Genomic DNA, 17833 nt, shown 5'->3' on the forward strand with positions numbered 1-17833 from the left:
GCGGGATCAGCCGTTCACGGGACGCGCGGTTGCCTGATCGCACCAATCGGCGAATGCCGATATGGGCGCGTCGGCGCCGATCTCGTTCAATGTCTCGTGGCGCATGTCCTGATATATCTCAGGGCTGATACGGGAGAAACCGTGGGTTTTCAAATGGTTTGACAGCCAGAGGATGGCTTTTCCATTCTCTGTCGCCGGGTCCTGGCCGCCGCCGACCAGGTGGATCGGCGTTTCGGTCGGCAGGCGGGCGAGATGTTCCTTCTGCGGCGCGCGGAAGGTGAGCTCGAAGAGGTCGAGCCAGAGCGAGACGGATGCGCCGAAGCCGCAGAGCGGATCGGCCACATACTTGTCGACTTCAGTGGGGTCGCGCGACAGCCAGTCGAAATCCGTGCGGCGGTTGGCGACCGATTTCGCCCAGGTGCCGAAGGTGAGCTTCGGCAACAGGTCGCTCGGGACGTCGGAGCCTTTCAGGGCGCGCTCGATCAAGAGGATCGCCTGCGCGGCGCGGCCGGCGAGGCCGGGATTGAAGTTCGAGTTCCAAACGGCGACGGCATCGAATTTTCGCGGGTAGGTGACGGCTGCGTTGAGCGCGATCAGCCCGCCCATGGAGTGGCCGAAGAGAATGATCGGCAGGCCCGGATGCTCGGTCGCCGCCTCGTCGCGCATCGCCTCGATATCGTCGATGACGTAGCTCGCACCGTCCCGCCTTGCGAAGCGGCCGATCGGCGCGTCCGGCGCGGTGGTCTCGCCGTGGCCGCGATGGTCGTGGGCGTAGACGTGATAGCCGCGTGCGGCCATCGCTTGCGCAAAGCGCTGGTAGCGTTTCGAGTGCTCGGCCAGTCCATGGCTGATCAGCAAAATGCCTCGCTCAGTGCCTTCGGGCTGCTGATAGTGATAGGCCAGTGAAGCGCCCGCATGGTCGAGGCGCCGGGTATCTGCAAACATGATTTCCTCCGTGGCGGGAGAAGACCAGAACATCCGCCAAATGCAACAGGCGGGATAGGTTGTGCCGGAGATTTTCGCTTGGCGCGTTTTGCCGCTTGCCTGCCGATGCGTCGCGTGCTTTGATGTTCATGAATTGTTCCTTGTGGGGATGGGTATGGGCAATCTCGGCTTTCGCGTCATCGCATTGTTCTTGCTGTCGATCATGGCCGGCTCCGCTTTTGCGCAGGAGGGCGGCGGGCGCACGCGCTTCATTCTCGCGGCCAGCTGGCAGCCGGCCTTCTGCCAGACCAACCAGCGCAAGGCCGAATGCGCCAGCCAGGGCAGCGACCGCTACGACGCCAAGAATTTCTCGCTGCACGGGCTCTGGCCGATGCGCAAGGATTATTGCGGCGTTTCCGACGCTGATCGCTCCGCCGACAAGGATGGCGACTGGAAGGACCTGCCGGAGGTGAAACTCTCGGCCGAGACGAAGGCATCGCTCGACAAGGTGATGCCCGGCACGCAATCGGCGCTCGAGCGGCATGAATGGATCAAGCACGGCACCTGCACCGGCATGAGCGCCGACGCCTACTTCGCCGATGCCGTGCGGCTGATCGAAGACCTGAACGGATCCGCCGTCCAGGAGCTGTTCGCCGCCAATATCGGCAAGTCACTGACTGGAGACGCGATCAAGGCGGCGTTCGACAAGAGCTTCGGCCCGGGCGCCGGCGACCGGGTGAAGATGAGCTGCCGCCGCGCCGGCAACAGCCGCGTGATCAGCGAATTGACGATCGGTCTCTCCGCCGATGCGACGGACGGGAAGGGCAAGGATCTCGGCGATCTCATCCAGGGCGCGGGTCGGACCTCCTTCGGCTGCAACGAGGGGATCGTCGACGCGGCGGGTTTTTGAGGCTTCGCACCGGGTGCTTCTGTGGCTGATGCTCGATCCGGCGTCCGGTTCTATGGAAAAGCGGCGTGTTTTTCGGTGCTGCGCGTTGCTCCCGGGCGCCAATTCGCCTACATAGCGGCAAACCAATTTCCCCCGGAGCAGAATTAGCGATGGCACGTCAGTTCATCTACCACATGTCGGGACTGAACAAGTCCTACGGCGCCAAGAAGATCCTCGAAAACGTCAACCTGTCGTTCTACCCGGATGCCAAGATCGGTATCCTCGGCCCGAACGGCGCTGGTAAGTCGACCGTGCTGCGCATCATCGCCGGCCAGGACAAGGAATTCACCGGTGAGGCCTGGCTCGCCGAAGGTGCTACCGTCGGCTACCTCGAGCAGGAGCCGCATCTCGATCCGGCCAAGAACGCCTTCGAAAACGTCATGGAAGGCGTGGCCGACAAGCAGGCCGTGCTCGACCGCTACAACGAACTGATGATGAACTATTCCGACGAGACCGCCGATGAAGGCGCGAAGCTCCAGGACATCATCGACAGCCAGAACCTCTGGGACCTCGAGCAGCAGGTCGAGATGGCGATGGAAGCGCTGCGCTGCCCGCCGAAGGACGCCGACGTCACGCTTCTCTCGGGTGGTGAGCGTCGCCGTATCGCGCTCTGCCGCCTGTTGCTCTCGCAGCCGGACCTGCTGCTCCTCGACGAACCGACCAACCACCTCGACGCCGAGACGATCGCCTGGCTTGAAAAGCACCTGCGCGACTATCCTGGCGCCGTGATGATGATTACCCACGATCGCTACTTCCTCGACAACGTCACGGGCTGGATTCTCGAGCTCGACCGCGGCCGCGGCATTCCTTACGAAGGCAACTACTCCGCCTATCTGCAGGCGAAGGCCAAGCGCATGCAGCAGGAAGCCCGCGAAGAAGCCGGCCGCCAGAAGGCGCTGTCGCGTGAACAGGAATGGATCGCTTCCAGCCCGAAGGCCCGTCAGGCCAAGTCGAAGGCTCGTATCAAGGCCTACGAACAGCTGGTCGACGCGGCCGAAAACATCCGGCCCGGCGATGCGCAGATCATCATCCCGGTCTCCGAGCGTCTCGGCCAGGTGGTCATCGAGCTCGAAGGCATCAACAAGGGCTTCGAAGGCCGCACGCTGATCAACGATCTCACGATCAAGCTGCCGCCGGGCGGTATCGTCGGCATCATCGGCCCGAACGGCGCCGGCAAGTCGACGCTGTTCAAGATGATCACCGGCCAGGAAAAGCCGGATGCCGGCTCGATCCGCATCGGTGACACCGTTCATCTCGGTTATGTCGACCAGAGCCGCGACGCGCTCGACGGCAACAAGACCGTCTGGGAAGAAATCTCGGGCGGCGCCGAAGTCATCAAGCTCGGCAAGTTCGACATGAACTCGCGCGCCTATTGCGGCGCCTTCAACTTCAAGGGCGGCGATCAGCAGCAGAAGGTCGGCAATCTCTCGGGTGGTCAGCGCAACCGCGTTCACCTCGCCAAGATGCTGAAGGCCGGCGGCAACGTTCTGCTGCTCGACGAACCGACCAACGACCTCGATACGGAAACGCTCGGTGCACTGGAAAGCGCGCTTGAAGCCTTCGCCGGCTGCGCCATCATCATCAGCCACGATCGCATGTTCCTCGACCGCCTTGCGACGCACATCCTCGCCTTTGAAGGCGACGGCCATGTCGAATGGTTCGAAGGCAACTTCGAGGACTACGAAGAAGACAAGGTTCGCCGCCTCGGTCCCGACGCGCTGAACCCGGGCAGCCAGGCGTACAAGCGCCTGACGCGATAAGCCTTCGCTCAGAAGAGAAACTTTAAGAAAAGCCCCGGTTCGCCGGGGCTTTTTTGTGAGGAAAGATGTCGCGATTTGCGCAGGGAATTTCGTGAACCGATCGAAATCCCGCTTGCACGACCAAATCATTTCACATAAAGATATCTTTATATGTTGATTGGATCGAATATGGGTGAACCCGTCAGGCTAGGTTTGGATGCGTTGGTGGACGTGCTGCGGGCGGCGGGCGAGCCGACGCGCTTGCGTCTTCTGGCGCTGCTGGCCGCCGGCGACGTGACCGTGACCGATCTTACCGAAATTCTCGGCCAATCCCAACCGCGTATCTCGCGCCATCTCAAGCTGCTTGGCGAAGCCGATCTCATCGATCGCTACCAGGAAGGCGCCTGGGCCTATTTCCGGCTGCGGCAGGAAGGGAAGGCGGCGAGCTTCGTGCGCAATCTTCTGGCGCATGCATCCGAGAATGACCCTGTCATCCTGCGCGATGGCGAGCGGCTCGATGCCGTCAAGCGCCAGCGTTCCGAACGGGCGCAGGCCTATTTCAGCCGCAACGCCGCCGAGTGGGACGAGCTGCGCCGCCTGCACGCCGCCGACGAGGAGGTCGATGCAGCCGTGATCCGGCTGCTCGGCAGCCAGCCGATCGATTCGCTGCTCGATCTCGGCACCGGCACCGGCCGCATCCTGGAGCTTCTCTCGGGGCTCTACCGCCGCGCGATCGGCGTCGATGCCAGCCGCGACATGCTGAGCGTCGCCCGCGCCAATCTCGACCGGACGGGCATCACCAAGGCCTCGGTACGCCATGCCGATATCCTGAACCTGCCTTTCGAGGCGCAGGATTTCGATCTGGTGACGATCCATCAAGTCCTGCACTTCTTCGACCAGCCGGAAATCGCCATCGGGGAAGCGGCGCGCATGCTGCGCCCGGGCGGACGGCTCGTCATCATCGATCTGGCGCCTCACACGCTGGAATATCTTCGTGACGACCACGCGCATGTGCGTCTCGGCTTCTCGCACCAGTCGATGACCGACTGGCTGCGCAAGGCGGGGCTCGATATCGAGCAGGTCGTCGATCTTCATCCGGGGCACGAGAGCGGGCAGGGGCTTACGGTCACCATCTGGCTCGCGCGCGACCCCAGGCGCCTGATGGCCTCCGCCGAGAGCGATCACGCCGCACCCACATTTGCCGGGAGAGACTGACATGGCTTTGAACCACGACGCGCGCAACAGGATCGGCATCTCGTTCGAGTTCTTTCCGCCGAAGTCGGAAGAGGCCGAGGGCCAGCTCTGGAAGACAGTCAGCGAGTTGCAGGACTGGAACCCCGACTTCGTGTCAGTGACCTACGGCGCCGGCGGCACGACCAAGGCGCCGACGCTGGCGACCGTTTCGCGCTTCATCAGCTCCACGCCGCTTGCCACGGCCTCGCATCTCACCTGCGTGGGCGCCACCAAGGAAGAGACGCACAGCGTCGTCGAGAGCTTCCGCAAGGCTGGCGTGAAGCACTTCGTGGCGCTGCGTGGCGATACGCCTGATGGCGTCGGCGCGCCCTACACGCCGCATCCTGGCGGATACGCCAACGCTTCCGAACTGGTCGCCGGCCTGCGCGAGCTCGGCGATTTCGAGATTTCCGTTTCGGCCTATCCGGAAAAGCATCCTGAGAGCCGCGATGTTGCCGCCGATATCGACATGCTGAAGCGCAAGGCCGATAACGGCGCCAACCGGGCGCTGACGCAGTTCTTCTTCGACAACGACAATTTCGAGCGCTACCTAGAGAAGGTGCGGGCGGCAGGGATCACCATTCCCGTCGTTCCCGGCATCATGCCGATCATGAACCTGACGCAGCTGAAGCGCTTCGCGGGCGCCTGCGGCACTGTTATCCCGGCGTTTCTCGATGAGCGCTTCGAGGGCTATGACGACAAGCCGGAAGAGCGCGCCAAGGTCGCGGCCGATGTCGCCGCCGAGCAGATCGAGGATTTGGCCCGTCGTGGTGTCAGTGATTTCCATCTCTATACGATGAACCGCTCGCCGCTGGTCTCGGCCGTTCTGACGAACCTCGGCTTCAAGCGCAACGCGGCCAAGAGCGCGGGTGCTGCCGCCTGATCAAGGCGAAGTTTACAGTCTATAGAACTGAAAAAGCGCAGACCGCGATGGCCTGCGCTTTTTCTATTTCATGAACTCTGCGCTATCTAGGAGTTTCGGCATAGTCCGTTTGAAGCGGCATCCTGTGTCAGATGAAAAGCATCGACAGCACGAAAAGAAACGCCGCACCGATCAAAAGGACATTCAAGGATCGTGTCAGTCCCATGTCTGTCTCCTCGCGTTAACGAGCTGATAATATGTCGGGACTGTGGCAGTTGGAAAGCGCTTTTTTTGCTGCGATGCGGCGAAAATGTCACATCTCCCACTGGTGACAAAAGCTACTTCGCTGAATCTTCACGACAAAATCGGTCGGAAAAATATTCACACATTTTAACGGAGCGTAAAAAAGGGCGACCCGCCGTTTATGCCTGTGGCGGATTGCAGGCGCGGTACAGGCCGCTGAAAACGCTCACGAAATCGGAAAACGAAAAAGCCGGGCGCTTGGCCCGGCTCTTGTCGTCATTTTCGGCTCTCTCGCGGGCGCTCAGAGCGCGTTGAGGAGGGCGGGCGTCGCCCAGCCGTCGGCCGGCATGCCGAGGCGCTGCTGCTGCTTCTGGATGGCGATGCGGGTGCCGGAGCCGAGGATGCCGTCGATGGCGCCGACGTCGTGGCCCATCGTGTCGAGCTTGGTCTGCAGTTCCTTCATCTGGTCGTTGGTCAGGCCCTGCTCAGGCGTGCCCTTGAGATAGGGCTCTGCGCCGGAGAGGCGGGTCGCGAAATAGGCGGCCGAGGTCGTGTAGATGAATGACTTGTTCCATTCGAGATAGATGCCGAAGTTCGGATAGGCGATGAAGGCCGGTCCGAGGCGGCCCTGCGGCAGGACGAGATCGCCGCGCAGCGTGCCGAAGCTTACGTCGCCGTTGCGCGGCTTGACGCCGAGCGCGAACCATTCGCCCGCCGTCATCGTGCCGCCGAGGCCCGACTTCTCGAAGGGCAGATCCTGCGGGATGGTAACCTCCTGCAGCCAGGGCTGGCCCTTCTGGAAGCCGAGGTGCTGGATGAACTTGGCGGCGGTCAGGATGGCGTCCGGGCCGCTCTGCTTCAGGCGCACATGGCCGTCGCCGTCGCCGTCCATGCCGTAGGCGATGATATCGCGCGGCAGCATCTGCACCTGGCCGATTTCGCCGGCCCAGGCGCCGGTGTTGGTTTCAGGGTCGAGGTCGCCGTGCTGGACCATCTCGATCAGCGCGATCAGCTGCGGGCGGAAGAGTTCCGGACGGCGGCAATCATGAGCGAGCGTCACGAGCGCGTTGCGGGTGTTGAAATCGCCCTGCACGGCGCCGAAATCGGTTTCCATCGCCCAGAAGGCGGTGATGACGCCCGGGGGCACGCCGTATTCCTGTTCGGCGCGGGAAAAGACGTCGGCGAACTGCTTCATCTTCTGGCGGCCGATATCGAGGCGGGCCTGGCTGACGGTGCGCTGCGAGAATTCGAGGAAGGTCTGCTTGAACACGCCCTGGGCCCGGTCGCGGCTCAGCACCTTGGGGTCGATCTGGGCACCGGCGAGCGCCTTGTCGGCGGCCTCTGCCGAGGCGCCGGCTGCAATCGCCTCGGCCTCGACGCCGGCGAGGAAGGTGGAGAGGTCGCCGTCACATGCGACAGCCGGAGCGGCGGGGGCTGCCGCCGTCGCGGGCGCCTGACCGGCCGGTGCGGCCGGGGCCGGTGTTTGCGCTGCCGCGCCGGTCGCCAGACCAGCGGCAAGGAGGAGAGCGAGCGCAGAACGGCTTGCAGGCGTGCGGTGCATGGAGTGTATCCTCGTCATTGCTTGAATTGCTGTCGATGTCCCAAATGATTGTGACAGAAGCAAGAAAGAAAACGGGACGTTACTAAGAATTCCTATCCTTGGATACGGCCGCCACCCAGTTATTCCAGTTCTTCGCCGAACCCGCGAACACGTTAATGTCAGTCGGGCCCTTTATGCCAGGGATCACGCCGGTCGAGGTGTACTGCCAGAAGGCCCAGCGACGGTTGGCGTAGGTGACCTCGGGGTGCTTCGCCACGGAACGGACCCAGAAGTGATAATCCTGGAAATAGCCGTCGAGATTTTCGCGGTGGAAATCGACCGAGGTGTAGATAATCGGGCGCTTGCCGTAATAGGCTTCGAGCCTGTCCATGAAGCGCTTGATTTCGGAGCGCACGGTCTCTGGATCGGGGCGCGTGCGGCAGGTCTTCGATTCACCGTTCCACTCGACATCGAGCACCGGCGGCAGCTTCATGGATTCCTTCGGCACGTTGCTGATGAACCAGTCCGCCTGTTCGTCGGCCGACGAGCAGAAATAGTAGAAATGATAGGGGGCGTGCGGAATGCCGACCTGGCGGGCTTCCTGCCAGTATTCGCTGAAGCGCGGGTCGATGCGGTCCTTGCCTTCGGTCGCCTTGATGAAGGCGAAGTCGACACCCGACTTGCGCACCGTCTGCCAGTCGATATCGCCCTGCCACTTGGAGATGTCGATGCCGTGGATGGCGTTTTGCTGCGGATGCTTAGGCCCGAAATCCTGCGGATCGGTGTCCTGGAAGCGCATCTTCGGCTTTATCGAGGCGGTGGATAGATAGTCATAGCCCGAGGAGGTGCAGCCAGCGAGCATGAGGGCAAGGGGCAATACGCATAACAGAAGCCGGCGCATGGATGTTCCGTCGTGAACCGAATGATCTTTTTGCCCCACAGCCTGACCTTCGAATTGACGCGTCCAGCGCTTAGATGCCCTCTCTATTCACCATATCAACGTAAAAAATCGGTTAGTTTCAAGCTAAATATTAGCGGGCCTTAATTATTATCGCGCGCCAGGCATAGCCGCCGCCGATCGTCTTGAAGATCAGCTGGGCATTTTCCTGGTCGGCCTTGGCTTGCAGGACGTCGCGAAGCGTCGCGCGCGGCGTGACGTGGAACTTGTCGAGCCAGGAGCGCAGCAGGGCGCGGAACCAGCCGGGCAGGCCTTCCTGCTGGCCGAAATCGACGACGTGCAACTGGCCGCCGGGGGCGAGCGCCGCAAGCGATGCGTCGATCGCGCGTTCCCAATCGGGGATCATCGACAGCGCGTAGGAGATCATAACCCGATCGAAGCCATCGACGCCGAAATCGCGGGCGTCGAAGGCTGTGGCGTCGGCGACGCGGAAATCGGCCGAGGTGTTCAGCCCCGCGAAGGTCTTGCGAGCCGAGATCAGCATTTCCTGCGAGATGTCGAGGCCGTAGAGCCTGGCCTCAGGATAATGCCTGTGGGCCAGCGCCAGGTTGCGACCGGTGCCGCAGCCGACTTCGAGCAGCGTGGCGCCCCTGATAAGATCGAGATTGCGGATCGTTTGGTCGCGGCCGAGGAGATAGTATTTGCGCGTCAGGTCATAGATATGGCGCTGATAGCGATACATGCCGTCCATCAGGTCGGCATGTTTCTCCGAGGGAGCGTTCGATTGCGCGTCGACCGGGCTCATATCCGTCCGGCTCATGGCTTCTTCACATAGATGTGGAAGCCGCCGTAGATGGCCGAGCGGTCGAGCGCGGTCAGTTCGAGCGAGCGGTCCTCAAGATAGGTCCACTGATCGCGGATGGCCGGCGAGAGGCGGCCTTCGATGATGCTCTTTTCGGCGGCGGTGCGGAAGATGACGCGGGCGCCGTCGCGGGCGGTGCGCGAGATCTCAGACCAGACGTCGTTCAACTGCTGGTCCGTCATCCAGTCCTGCGCGTCGAGCAGGATGTAGCGGTCGCGCGAGGCGGCCGGCTCGCCGGCAAGCAGTTCGGTGAAGCTTGCGTGGTGGACGCTGACGCGATCGACATTGGCGCGGATCGCCTCATAGTGCTCCGCCTTCAGGTAGGTCGGCAGCGGACCTTCGCCTTCATCGGCGTAGCGGCGGGCGAAAGCCTGCCAGGCGAAGTAGTTCTCCTGCATCGGGAAATGACAGGTGAGCTTTTCCAGGCGATGGCGCAGAACCGGCGCGATCGAATTGTCGGCGGCGAGGCTTGCGAGCTCGTCATATTGCTGCGGCGGGATGCCGAGGCCGAAGAGCGAGCTCTTGCGGCTGGTGATCCAGCGCACGACAGGCTTTTCGAACAGAGGCGCGATCTTCTCGTCGAAGAGCCGGCGCTGTTCTTCCATCGTCTTCGCCTTGGCGACGCCGGTGAGGTCGATGCCATGGACGCGGGCGAGGAGGTGGGCGGCGCCGATAAAGCGGCCGAGCAGGCCCGTCTTGTAGATGTTGCGGTCGAAGACGGTGACGCGGCGGCGGCCGAACTTGCGGCCGTTCCAGTAGTTGCTGGTCGCTTCATCCAGGTTGGCCGACAGGAAGCGATCAAACGCCTGGCTGTTGGCGGACTGGTTCGGCCTTGCCAGGAAGCGAACGAGATCGGCATGGGCGGGAAGATGGCGGAAGGCGCCAAGCTTCAGCTTGTTCAGCGCGATATGGTGCGGGTTGAGATCGACAACGTCGATCGAAGCCGGGCTCTGCGAGAGATAGGCGAGCATGTTGCAGCCGCCGGAGCCGATGGTGACGATGCGGTGATGCGGCTCAAGCTCCATCGCCTTCATGTCGAGATCGGGGTCTTCCCAGATCTGCGGATAGACGAGGCCGGAAAAGAGCAGCCCGAAAAGACGTTCGGACAGACCCTCTTTCGAAAAGGCCTTGTGGCGGAGAAGAGCTGCCTTGAGTTTCCGGTTCTTGCGGAAGCCGGCATCCGGGGCAAATTCCGTCATAAGTGAGTCTCTCAACATTTAGCGTTCAGGGCGTTTAACGCGGCGGCGCTACAGTTTGATGACGTCCCCTGTGGGCGGCCGGGCTGCGGGTGCCTCGCGCAATTGGGAACGGCCGGGACTTGACGGCGCTTTCTAAAGGGCAATTTTCCTGTTTCTCTATTGGCTGGGGAGGGGTGCTCATGGGACGCGTTCTGCGCATCTTGAAGGCGGCGGCTGCGGGTGTTGCCGTCATCGTCGTTGCGGGTGCGGGCTGGCTTTATGTCAGGCCGCCTGAGCTGCTCAGGATCGGCGACGGCTATGCGGCGAAGATCGTCTGCTCGAATGTCTTCCTGGCCGGGCGCGACGCGAATGCCGTGCTTGCCGAAGACGTCCAGGCGCCCGGCAATCCTTTACTGAGGCTGATTCGCGTGCAGGTCGATGAGGCCGGCAAGCAGGTGACGGCGCGCATCCTCGGGCTGTTTGCCGCCAATTATGCGATCTACCGCGATGGTCTCGGCTGCACCGCCGTGCCGGATGGCGATTTCGCCGCCGCGCGAAAGGCGGTGCCCGAGCCTGCCGTCGCAAAGCCTGCAGAGACCGCAGCCGCGCTGCCAATCGAAAACGACGCGGCGATCGCGGCACTGCTTGCCGACCCTGATTTGACCGGCGAGCATATGCGCGCCGTGGTCGTCCTGCATGATGGAAAGATCGTCGCGGAGAACTACGGCAAGGGTTTTGGTCCGCAAACGCCATTGATCGGCTGGTCGATGACCAAGACGGTCAATGCGGCGCTCGTCGGCCGGTTGATGCTCGACGGCAAGATCGGCGCCGAGGATGCCGGGCTGTTTGCCCAATGGCGCGACGACAGGCGGTCGCAGATCACGCTTGGGCAGCTGCTTGGGATGGAGAGCGGCCTCAGGTTCAACGAGGATTATGGCACGGTGGCGGACGTCACGCGCATGCTCTATCTCGACGCCGACCAGACGGCGCTGCCGGCAAGCCTTGCTCTGGATGACGATCCCGGCACGCAGTTCAACTATTCCAGCGGAACCTCCGTCCTTATCTCCCGCATCTGGATGGATCGCTTGGGCGACGAGAAGCAGGCGATTGATTATCCGAGGACGGCGCTTTTCGATCCGCTGGGCATGTCGAGTGCTGTTTTCGAAGTGGATGCGCGCGGCACCTTCGCCGGCAGCTCCTATCTCTATGCGACGGCGCGCGATTGGGTCCGGTTCGGGCAGTTCCTGCTGCAGGATGGGGTCTGGAACGGCGAGAGGCTGCTGCCCGAGAGCTTCATGAGCATGATGCGCACGCCGACGGCATCTTCCGGCGGCATGTATTCGCATGGTCAGTCCTGGCTTCGCCCGCCCGGCAGCGGCAGGAGCGGAGAGACCGGCATTCCGGACGACGCCTTCTGGCTGGAAGGGCACGACGGGCAGAGCATGGTGATCGTGCCGTCGGCCAGTCTCGTCATGGTCAGGCTCGGCCTGACGCCGAGCTGGCTCAGATACCGGCCGGAAATTCTGCTGAAGGAGATACTGGCGAAGCTGCCGCCGCCGACCCGATCGGCCTCGGCCGATCTCGCGCAATAGAGACGCTAAAGCCTATAAGGCTTAGTAGTTGCCGTGGGCGATGTCGTCCATGCCCTTGCGCTTGGCGTCGTAGTAGTAGCCCCGGGCATAGAGCCTGACGGCGTTGTCTTCGCTGTTGTCGGACACCAGCCATGCGCCGCGCAGATACTTGGCGGCATATTTGATGTTGGTTTCGGCGTCGAACAGGCCCTCAGGCTGGCCGTCGTAACCCATCGACTTGGCGGTGTTGTACTTGATCTGCATGAGGCCGAAGTAGCCGCGCTTGTTGTAGGCCTTCGGGTTGTACCGGCTTTCGCGGTGAACGACGCGGTGAAGCAGCGTCGCGGGAACCTTGTAGATCTGCGAATACTTGTCGATGATCTTGGTGATCGCGCTTTTCTCGACCGTCGGCGCGCCATCGTCGTCGCTGTCGTTGTCGCTGAACATCGGCGGCGCGGTCGGCGGGTCCATCGGGCCCGACGTGTCGAAGCCGTAGTCCATCATCGAGTGCGGCGTGGTGTCGATCGCCGAAAGAGCGGCAATGGCGTTGTTCTGCGGGCTGGCGGCGAAAGCGAGCTCGGTCGACGGCGCACCCGGTCGTGGTGTCGGCACCACGGACTGGATCGCGGTCATCTCAGGCGTCAGCGGGATCTGGCCGTAAGCGGCAGGCTGCAACTGGGCAGTCTGCTGCGCCGAATCGACTGCCGGCATGGCGGCGGTTGCGACTGATGCAGCGGTCTGGTCGCCGCCGATCTGAGTACCAGGTGTGCCTTCGCCGGCTGGAATGGCTGCGAACATCGCGTCTTCGCCGGGCTTTGGGGTAGGGACGACGACCTGTTCGGCCATCAAATCTGCCTGGGATGTGTATTCGACGCTCGAGCAGCCAGCAGCAACGCAGCACAGCATCGTGGATACGATGAGATTGCGTTTAAAGCCGGAAAAACCGATCGCTGCCATACTCTCACTCTCGTGAAAACGCGCCACCCCGGCAGCGTCAAAAGTTACCAAAAACCTTAAGCCCTGAATTGCCAATTAACCTATTCGTTGCTTTGCGGCAACCCACGGAAAATTTCTTGAGCTTTTCGCGGTCGGTAACCTGAGATTTTCAGGCAGCGATGCGGCGATATCCGGCGGTCACGGCGCCGGCTGCAATGAGCAATGTGCCGCCCGTGCGATTGACCGCGCGCTGCACGGCGGCCTTGCGAATCAGGCCCCGCGCGGCATGCGCGGCAAGGGCGTAGGTGGAGGCGTTGATGGTCGCGAGCACCAGGAAGGTCGCTTCCATGATCAGCATCTGACCGAAGAAGGGAAGCGCAGGATTCAAGAACTGCGGTACGAAGGCTACGAAGAACACGATGCTCTTCGGGTTGAGCGCGGTCACAACATAAGCGTGGAGGAAGATCTTCAGCGATTTTTCCTCAGGCAGATTGTCATTGTCGGCCATCGGGCCGTCAATGATCGGCGCCCGCCAGAGCTTGATGCCGAGCCAGATCAGATAGGCGCCGCCGATGAACTTCAGGACGGTGAACAGCGTCGCCGACGCGGCCAACAGCGCGCCGAGGCCGAACAGAGAGGCCGTCATCGCGGTGAAGTCGCCGAGCGCCACGCCGCTCACGGTCGCAAAGGCTGTCTTGCGGCCGTGGCCGAGCGCATAAGATACGACGAGGAGAATCGTCGGCCCTGGGATAGCCAGCATGATTGCCGATGCGGCAGCAAATGCTAGCCAAGCTTCGAGCGACATGGAATCTCCTCCTCATTCATTAGAGGACAAGCAAAGACATCATATCTCGCCTGCGTCAATCATGCGTCTTCGTATTTCTGGCCGATCTCGTCCATCAGTTCGCCGAACCACTTGACCGAGGTGTCGAAAGCCTTGCCGCCCTTGATGCGCGGGAATTCGATCGTGCGCAGCTTGCCGTTCTGGCCTTCGTCGTGGCCGGTCACGCCCGAGACCTTGTTGAGCGCACTCTCGACGGCGAGGTCGGTCATGCTCTGGATCAGGCGCAGATCGTCGCCGTTGGCAGGGGCGGAGCGGGCGAAATAGCCGGACTTCTGGACCAGCGAACGCTCGGCGTTCAACAGGCTCGCGAACTGCTTCTGGAACCAGCCGCCGACATTGATGGTGTCGATCTTCACGTGGCCGAAGGCGTCGCGCTTGACGGTTTCGCCGGCCGCTTCACGCTCGGCGACGATGGCGTCGAGGCACGCACCTTCCGAGACGAAGACGGTCGCATGGCCGGTGCGGTCCATGATCTCCTTCAGGCGCGCCGATTCTTCTTCGAGGTCGAACAGCGTCTCAGGCAGATAAACCGCGTCGATGCTCTTCATGCCGGCATTGGTCATCATGCCATCGACATATTCATTGTTGCGGGTGCGCTTCAGATAGGCGCGGGCGGTGGCTGCCGTCAGCCAGCCGCAGTGGCGGCCCATGACTTCATGGATAATGAGGGTGCGGGGAGCGGCGGTCTGCTCGTTGCTGACATTGTCGAAGAAGTGCGCGCCGACTTCGGCCGCCGTCCAGGCGCCGAGCGACTGGCGGATCGGAACGACGTCATTGTCGACGGTCTTGGGCAGGCCGACCACTGTCAGGTCGTAGCCGTTGGCGGCGAGATAGGCGGCGAGGTCGGCCGCCGTCGTGTTGGTGTCGTCGCCGCCGATCGTGTGGAGAATGCTGACGCCGTCATTGGCGAGGCGCTCGGCTGCGACCCGCAGCGGGTTTTCGCCTTCCTTGACGAGCCCGCGCTTGACGCAGTCGGCGGCGTTGGTGAGCTTGACGCGGCTGTTGCCGATCGGCGAGCCGCCGTAGCGGTGCAGCAGATAGGCCTTCTCGCGCATCTCGGGCGTGATCTTGATGCTGTCGCCCTGAAGCACGCCCTGGTAGCCGGAGCGGTAGGCGATCAGTTCATGATCGGGAGCAATGTCGGTGTAGCGTTCGATCAACCCGCCGACGGCCGAAGAGAGGCAAGGCGCAAGGCCTCCTGCCGTGAGCATTGCGACTTTTTTCTTGGCCATGGGTGTCTCCGCTATCCGTGTCTAAGCTTGGTTCGGTCGTGCATGGATGCGGCAGAGAAGGGATGGTGTAAAGTGTTGTTTCTGTGAAAAATGCGTGTTGCAGCGCGGTCTGACGGCCAAGTCGCCCGCAGGCGCTGATCTAATCGGTTCAGGCAGCAACCGCGGTTTGCATGGGATTGTGGAAATCGTCGGCTGGTCTGTCCGAAGACGTCCCGATGCGGCGCGACAAAGCGTCACGAGGCCGTCGGGCTTTGGGGTCGGCAAAGGGCGCAAATGTTTCGGTTACACGCGACCATTACCGAATTGTGAAAGGTGTTTTCAACCCTGCGGCCAATCCCCGTCTTGCAAAGGCAACCTTTATTTGTTCAAGGTGTTTCTCCTTTTATTAGACGAGAGACCTGATGTCCTTCTGGGAAAAACTGCTGAACGCCATAGGCAACGCTGCGGGAAATGCGCTTTCCGCGGTGGTCGAGGCTGTTCGCACGGTCTTTGAAGGCGACCCCGAGACGCGGCGCAAGGTGGCGTTTTCGGTCGCGATCATCGCGCTGTCGGCGAAGATGGCGAAGGCCGACGGGATCGTCAGCGAGAAGGAGGTTCAGGCCTTCCGCGAGATTTTCGAATTCCCCGACGATCAGGCCGCCAACGTCGCGCGTCTCTATAATCTCGCGCGCCAGGATGTGGCCGGTTACGAGGCCTATGCGGAGCGGCTTTCGACGCTCTGCGTGACTTGCGCCGCCAACTGCCCGGTTCTGGAAGAGGTGCTCGACGGCCTGTTCCACATCGCCAAGGCCGATGGTCTGATCCACGAGAAGGAATTTGCGTTCCTGGCGCATGTGGCCGAGATCTTCCACATGAGCGAGCAGCGCTTCGAGCAGATCGCCGCACGACACGTGTCGATCGGGGGCGATCCCTACAAGGTGCTCGGCGTTTCGCCGTCGGACGATTTCCCGACGATCCGTCGCCGTTACCACGGTCTCGTCAGCGAGCATCATCCGGACCGGTTGATCTCGCGCGGCGTGCCGGCGGAGTTTCATGCGATTGCCAATGAACGCATGGCGGCGCTCAATGCCGCCTACGAGGCGATCGAGAAGGAACGCCGCGCCGCATGACCGCCTTCGAGGCAGACTACGCCAAAGCCAGCGTGCGGCCGTCGCCGAACCATGGCGAACGCGTCGACGGGCGAAAGCCCGACATGATCATTCTCCACTATACCGGCATGCCGACGGCGGACGGAGCGCTTGACTGGCTCTGTCGCGAAGAGAGTCAGGTCTCGTGCCATTACTTCGTACATGAGAATGGCGATGTCGTGCAGCTCGTTCCGGAAGCGCGGCGCGCGTGGCACGCCGGCAAGAGCATCTGGCAGGGCGAGACCGACATCAACTCGTCGTCGATCGGCATCGAGATCGCCAATGCAGGGCATCCGGGCGGTTGCCCCGAGTATCCGCAGGCGCAGATCGATGCGGTGATCGAATTGTGTCGCGACTGCGGCGAACGTTGGTCCATCGTGCCGGAAAGGGTGCTCGGACACTCCGATGTCGCCCCTCGGCGCAAGCTTGATCCGGGTGAAAACTTCCCTTGGGGATTGTTGCACTCCAGGGGCATCGGTCACTGGGTGGCGCCGGCCGCGATCACCGGCGGACGCTTCTTCCAGCGCGGCGACCAGGGCCAGCCGGTCGAAGCCCTGCAGTCGATGCTGTCGCTCTACGGTTACGGCACTGAGATCACAGGCGAATTTTCCGACAAGATGGCCGGCGAGATCGAGGCCTTCCAGCGTCATTTCCGTCCGGAGAGGGTCGACGGGATCGCCGATTTCTCGACGATCGACACACTGCATCGCCTGCTATCGGCCCTGCCGCGCTACGGCGCCTGACGCAGGGCCGATTTGCCGGCATATACCCCTAGATTTTACGGGTTTGCCGCGCTGCCACATGTTTTCCCTATTATCTCCTCAATGCGATGGTCTAACCGCAGTCGCTAAACGGCGCCGGTTGTTTTGTTGTGTGTTGTCGACCGTCGTCAATTGAAACAGGAAAGAAATATCGCTGATACTTTGAGTATTTATGCGAATTTATGCTGCGTTCGGATTTCATTTATACGCAGCTTTTCTTTTGCTTGGAGTATCTGGACTACATGAGAAAGATTTTTTCTGCTGTGGTGTGCGCCAGCACACTGCTGATGGGATTCAATTGCGCTAACGCAGGCGAATGGGGCAATAGAGCGCAAGCGACAGAGACGACGCAGACACTCAAGACGCAAAAGACAGAGAAGGCCAAGACGGCCGAAGCAGCCTCGAAGAAGGCTCCGAAAGTTCACAAGACCCAGCGGGTACAGAAGGTCGCCAAGACCGACAATTCCCGGAAGACCGGGGCCCAGAAGACCGTGGCACTCAACACCGTAGACCGTACGTCCGGTTTCGCGATGCCCGACATGCCCGGCAGCAAGTATGCGGCGATCATCGTCAAGTACGCCAAAGAGTACAACGTCCCGGTCGAACTCGCGCATGCCGTTGTTCGTGTCGAAAGCAACTACAATCCGAATGCTCGCGGCAGCGCCGGCGAAATCGGCCTCATGCAGATCAAGCCGGCGACGGCTCGGATGATGGGCTATTCGGGTTCCAGCAAGGGGCTCTTCGATCCGGATACCAACATCAAGTACGGCATGAAGTATCTGGCGGCTGCCCACACGCTTGGCGGCGGCGAGACCTGCGATACCATCCTCAAGTACAATGCCGGCCACGCCGCGACCCGCATGAACCCGGTTTCCAAGGCCTACTGCGGCAAGGTGCTGGCGATGATCAACTGATCGCCAGCGTGGGATAGCCA

General features: G+C 61.9%; 16 protein-coding genes. 8 read left to right on the forward strand and 8 right to left on the reverse strand.

The genetic code is table 11. From position 1 onward, the window contains the following. Nucleotides 1-6: 6 nt before the first annotated feature. Nucleotides 7-945 (reverse strand): alpha/beta hydrolase, encoded by a 939-nt coding sequence (locus tag ACIQUB_RS02710; protein WP_113239082.1) that lies wholly within the window; start codon nt 943-945, stop codon nt 7-9. Nucleotides 946-1099: 154 nt separating this feature from the next. On the opposite strand from ACIQUB_RS02710, the gene ACIQUB_RS02715 reads away from it, so the two are divergent. The 4 genes from ACIQUB_RS02715 to metF all read left to right on the forward strand — a co-directional run bounded on the left by ACIQUB_RS02715 (nt 1100) and on the right by metF (nt 5728). Then, a complete protein-coding gene (locus tag ACIQUB_RS02715) occupies nt 1100-1834 on the forward strand; it encodes a ribonuclease T2 family protein (RefSeq protein WP_113239083.1) in 735 nt (244 codons plus the stop codon). A gap of 149 nt (nt 1835-1983) precedes the next feature. Continuing rightward, a complete protein-coding gene (gene ettA, locus ACIQUB_RS02720) occupies nt 1984-3633 on the forward strand; it encodes an energy-dependent translational throttle protein EttA (protein WP_047505839.1) in 1650 nt (549 codons plus the stop codon). A 168-nt stretch (nt 3634-3801) separates the two neighbouring features. After that, nucleotides 3802-4827 (forward strand): metalloregulator ArsR/SmtB family transcription factor, encoded by a 1026-nt coding sequence (locus tag ACIQUB_RS02725; RefSeq protein ID WP_047505837.1) that lies wholly within the window; start codon nt 3802-3804, stop codon nt 4825-4827. A 1-nt stretch (nt 4828) separates the two neighbouring features. Beyond that, nucleotides 4829-5728: a methylenetetrahydrofolate reductase [NAD(P)H] gene (gene metF / locus ACIQUB_RS02730; RefSeq protein ID WP_113239084.1), complete on the forward strand. Its 900-nt coding sequence runs from the start codon at nt 4829-4831 to the stop codon at nt 5726-5728. Between the two features lie 523 nt (nt 5729-6251). On the opposite strand, the gene ACIQUB_RS02735 is transcribed toward metF, so the two are convergent. The 4 genes from ACIQUB_RS02735 to ACIQUB_RS02750 all read right to left on the reverse strand — a co-directional run bounded on the left by ACIQUB_RS02735 (nt 6252) and on the right by ACIQUB_RS02750 (nt 10449). Beyond that, nucleotides 6252-7511, reverse strand: coding sequence for a lytic murein transglycosylase (locus tag ACIQUB_RS02735; protein WP_113239085.1), 1260 nt, complete (start codon nt 7509-7511; stop codon nt 6252-6254). A gap of 82 nt (nt 7512-7593) precedes the next feature. Then, complete coding sequence (locus tag ACIQUB_RS02740) at nt 7594-8391, reverse strand: GH25 family lysozyme (protein ID WP_026282822.1); 798 nt, start codon at nt 8389-8391, stop codon at nt 7594-7596. 130 nt (nt 8392-8521) lie between these two features. Beyond that, nucleotides 8522-9193, reverse strand: coding sequence for a class I SAM-dependent methyltransferase (locus tag ACIQUB_RS02745; RefSeq protein ID WP_402928735.1), 672 nt, complete (start codon nt 9191-9193; stop codon nt 8522-8524). Nucleotides 9194-9204: 11 nt separating this feature from the next. Then, nucleotides 9205-10449 carry a DUF3419 family protein gene (locus ACIQUB_RS02750; RefSeq protein ID WP_113010363.1) on the reverse strand — a complete coding sequence of 415 codons (1245 nt, stop codon included), beginning with the start codon at nt 10447-10449 and terminating at the stop codon, nt 9205-9207. A 179-nt stretch (nt 10450-10628) separates the two neighbouring features. Between ACIQUB_RS02750 and ACIQUB_RS02755 the strand changes: the two genes are divergently transcribed. Continuing rightward, nucleotides 10629-12020, forward strand: a complete 1392-nt coding sequence (locus tag ACIQUB_RS02755; protein ID WP_113239086.1) for a serine hydrolase — start codon at nt 10629-10631, stop codon at nt 12018-12020. Nucleotides 12021-12041: 21 nt separating this feature from the next. Here the strand turns inward: ACIQUB_RS02755 and ACIQUB_RS02760 are convergent, their stop codons facing one another. The 3 genes from ACIQUB_RS02760 to ACIQUB_RS02770 form a co-directional block, all read right to left on the reverse strand. Further along, the gene (locus ACIQUB_RS02760; protein WP_113239087.1) at nt 12042-12956 is read right to left on the reverse strand and encodes a transglycosylase SLT domain-containing protein; all 915 of its coding nucleotides are present in this window, start codon (nt 12954-12956) and stop codon (nt 12042-12044) included. 148 nt (nt 12957-13104) lie between these two features. Further along, nucleotides 13105-13740, reverse strand: coding sequence for a LysE family translocator (locus tag ACIQUB_RS02765; RefSeq protein ID WP_111562118.1), 636 nt, complete (start codon nt 13738-13740; stop codon nt 13105-13107). Between the two features lie 59 nt (nt 13741-13799). Then, a complete protein-coding gene (locus ACIQUB_RS02770; protein WP_018897553.1) occupies nt 13800-15011 on the reverse strand; it encodes a pyrophosphate--fructose-6-phosphate 1-phosphotransferase in 1212 nt (403 codons plus the stop codon). 401 nt (nt 15012-15412) lie between these two features. Between ACIQUB_RS02770 and ACIQUB_RS02775 the strand changes: the two genes are divergently transcribed. The 3 genes from ACIQUB_RS02775 to ACIQUB_RS02785 all read left to right on the forward strand — a co-directional run bounded on the left by ACIQUB_RS02775 (nt 15413) and on the right by ACIQUB_RS02785 (nt 17813). Further along, nucleotides 15413-16120, forward strand: coding sequence for a DnaJ family molecular chaperone (locus tag ACIQUB_RS02775; protein WP_018897554.1), 708 nt, complete (start codon nt 15413-15415; stop codon nt 16118-16120). Then, a complete protein-coding gene (locus tag ACIQUB_RS02780) occupies nt 16117-16881 on the forward strand; it encodes an N-acetylmuramoyl-L-alanine amidase (protein WP_113239088.1) in 765 nt (254 codons plus the stop codon). The genes ACIQUB_RS02775 and ACIQUB_RS02780 overlap by 4 nt, the downstream gene beginning before the upstream one ends. Before the next feature lie 260 nt (nt 16882-17141). Next, nucleotides 17142-17813, forward strand: coding sequence for a lytic transglycosylase domain-containing protein (locus ACIQUB_RS02785; RefSeq protein ID WP_402928635.1), 672 nt, complete (start codon nt 17142-17144; stop codon nt 17811-17813). Nucleotides 17814-17833 lie beyond the last annotated feature (20 nt).

Origin of the sequence: Rhizobium sp. NPDC090275 (genome assembly GCF_044772225.1) — a bacterium.
Classification (GTDB): Bacteria; Pseudomonadota; Alphaproteobacteria; order Rhizobiales; family Rhizobiaceae; genus Rhizobium.

Bases quoted from the DNA above. Each gene is read 5' to 3' on its own strand.
- ACIQUB_RS02710 (WP_113239082.1), bottom strand. From the start codon at position 945: ATGTTTGCAGATACCCGGCGCCTCGACCATGCGGGCGCTTCACTGGCC.
- ACIQUB_RS02715 (WP_113239083.1), top strand. From the start codon at position 1,100: ATGGGCAATCTCGGCTTTCGCGTCATCGCATTGTTCTTGCTGTCGATC.
- ettA (WP_047505839.1), top strand. From the start codon at position 1,984: ATGGCACGTCAGTTCATCTACCACATGTCGGGACTGAACAAGTCCTAC.
- ACIQUB_RS02725 (WP_047505837.1), top strand. From the start codon at position 3,802: ATGGGTGAACCCGTCAGGCTAGGTTTGGATGCGTTGGTGGACGTGCTG.
- metF (WP_113239084.1), top strand. From the start codon at position 4,829: ATGGCTTTGAACCACGACGCGCGCAACAGGATCGGCATCTCGTTCGAG.
- ACIQUB_RS02735 (WP_113239085.1), bottom strand. From the start codon at position 7,511: ATGCACCGCACGCCTGCAAGCCGTTCTGCGCTCGCTCTCCTCCTTGCC.
- ACIQUB_RS02740 (WP_026282822.1), bottom strand. From the start codon at position 8,391: ATGCGCCGGCTTCTGTTATGCGTATTGCCCCTTGCCCTCATGCTCGCT.
- ACIQUB_RS02745 (WP_402928735.1), bottom strand. From the start codon at position 9,193: ATGAGCCCGGTCGACGCGCAATCGAACGCTCCCTCGGAGAAACATGCC.
- ACIQUB_RS02750 (WP_113010363.1), bottom strand. From the start codon at position 10,449: ATGACGGAATTTGCCCCGGATGCCGGCTTCCGCAAGAACCGGAAACTC.
- ACIQUB_RS02755 (WP_113239086.1), top strand. From the start codon at position 10,629: ATGGGACGCGTTCTGCGCATCTTGAAGGCGGCGGCTGCGGGTGTTGCC.
- ACIQUB_RS02760 (WP_113239087.1), bottom strand. From the start codon at position 12,956: ATGGCAGCGATCGGTTTTTCCGGCTTTAAACGCAATCTCATCGTATCC.
- ACIQUB_RS02765 (WP_111562118.1), bottom strand. From the start codon at position 13,740: ATGTCGCTCGAAGCTTGGCTAGCATTTGCTGCCGCATCGGCAATCATG.
- ACIQUB_RS02770 (WP_018897553.1), bottom strand. From the start codon at position 15,011: ATGGCCAAGAAAAAAGTCGCAATGCTCACGGCAGGAGGCCTTGCGCCT.
- ACIQUB_RS02775 (WP_018897554.1), top strand. From the start codon at position 15,413: ATGTCCTTCTGGGAAAAACTGCTGAACGCCATAGGCAACGCTGCGGGA.
- ACIQUB_RS02780 (WP_113239088.1), top strand. From the start codon at position 16,117: ATGACCGCCTTCGAGGCAGACTACGCCAAAGCCAGCGTGCGGCCGTCG.
- ACIQUB_RS02785 (WP_402928635.1), top strand. From the start codon at position 17,142: ATGAGAAAGATTTTTTCTGCTGTGGTGTGCGCCAGCACACTGCTGATG.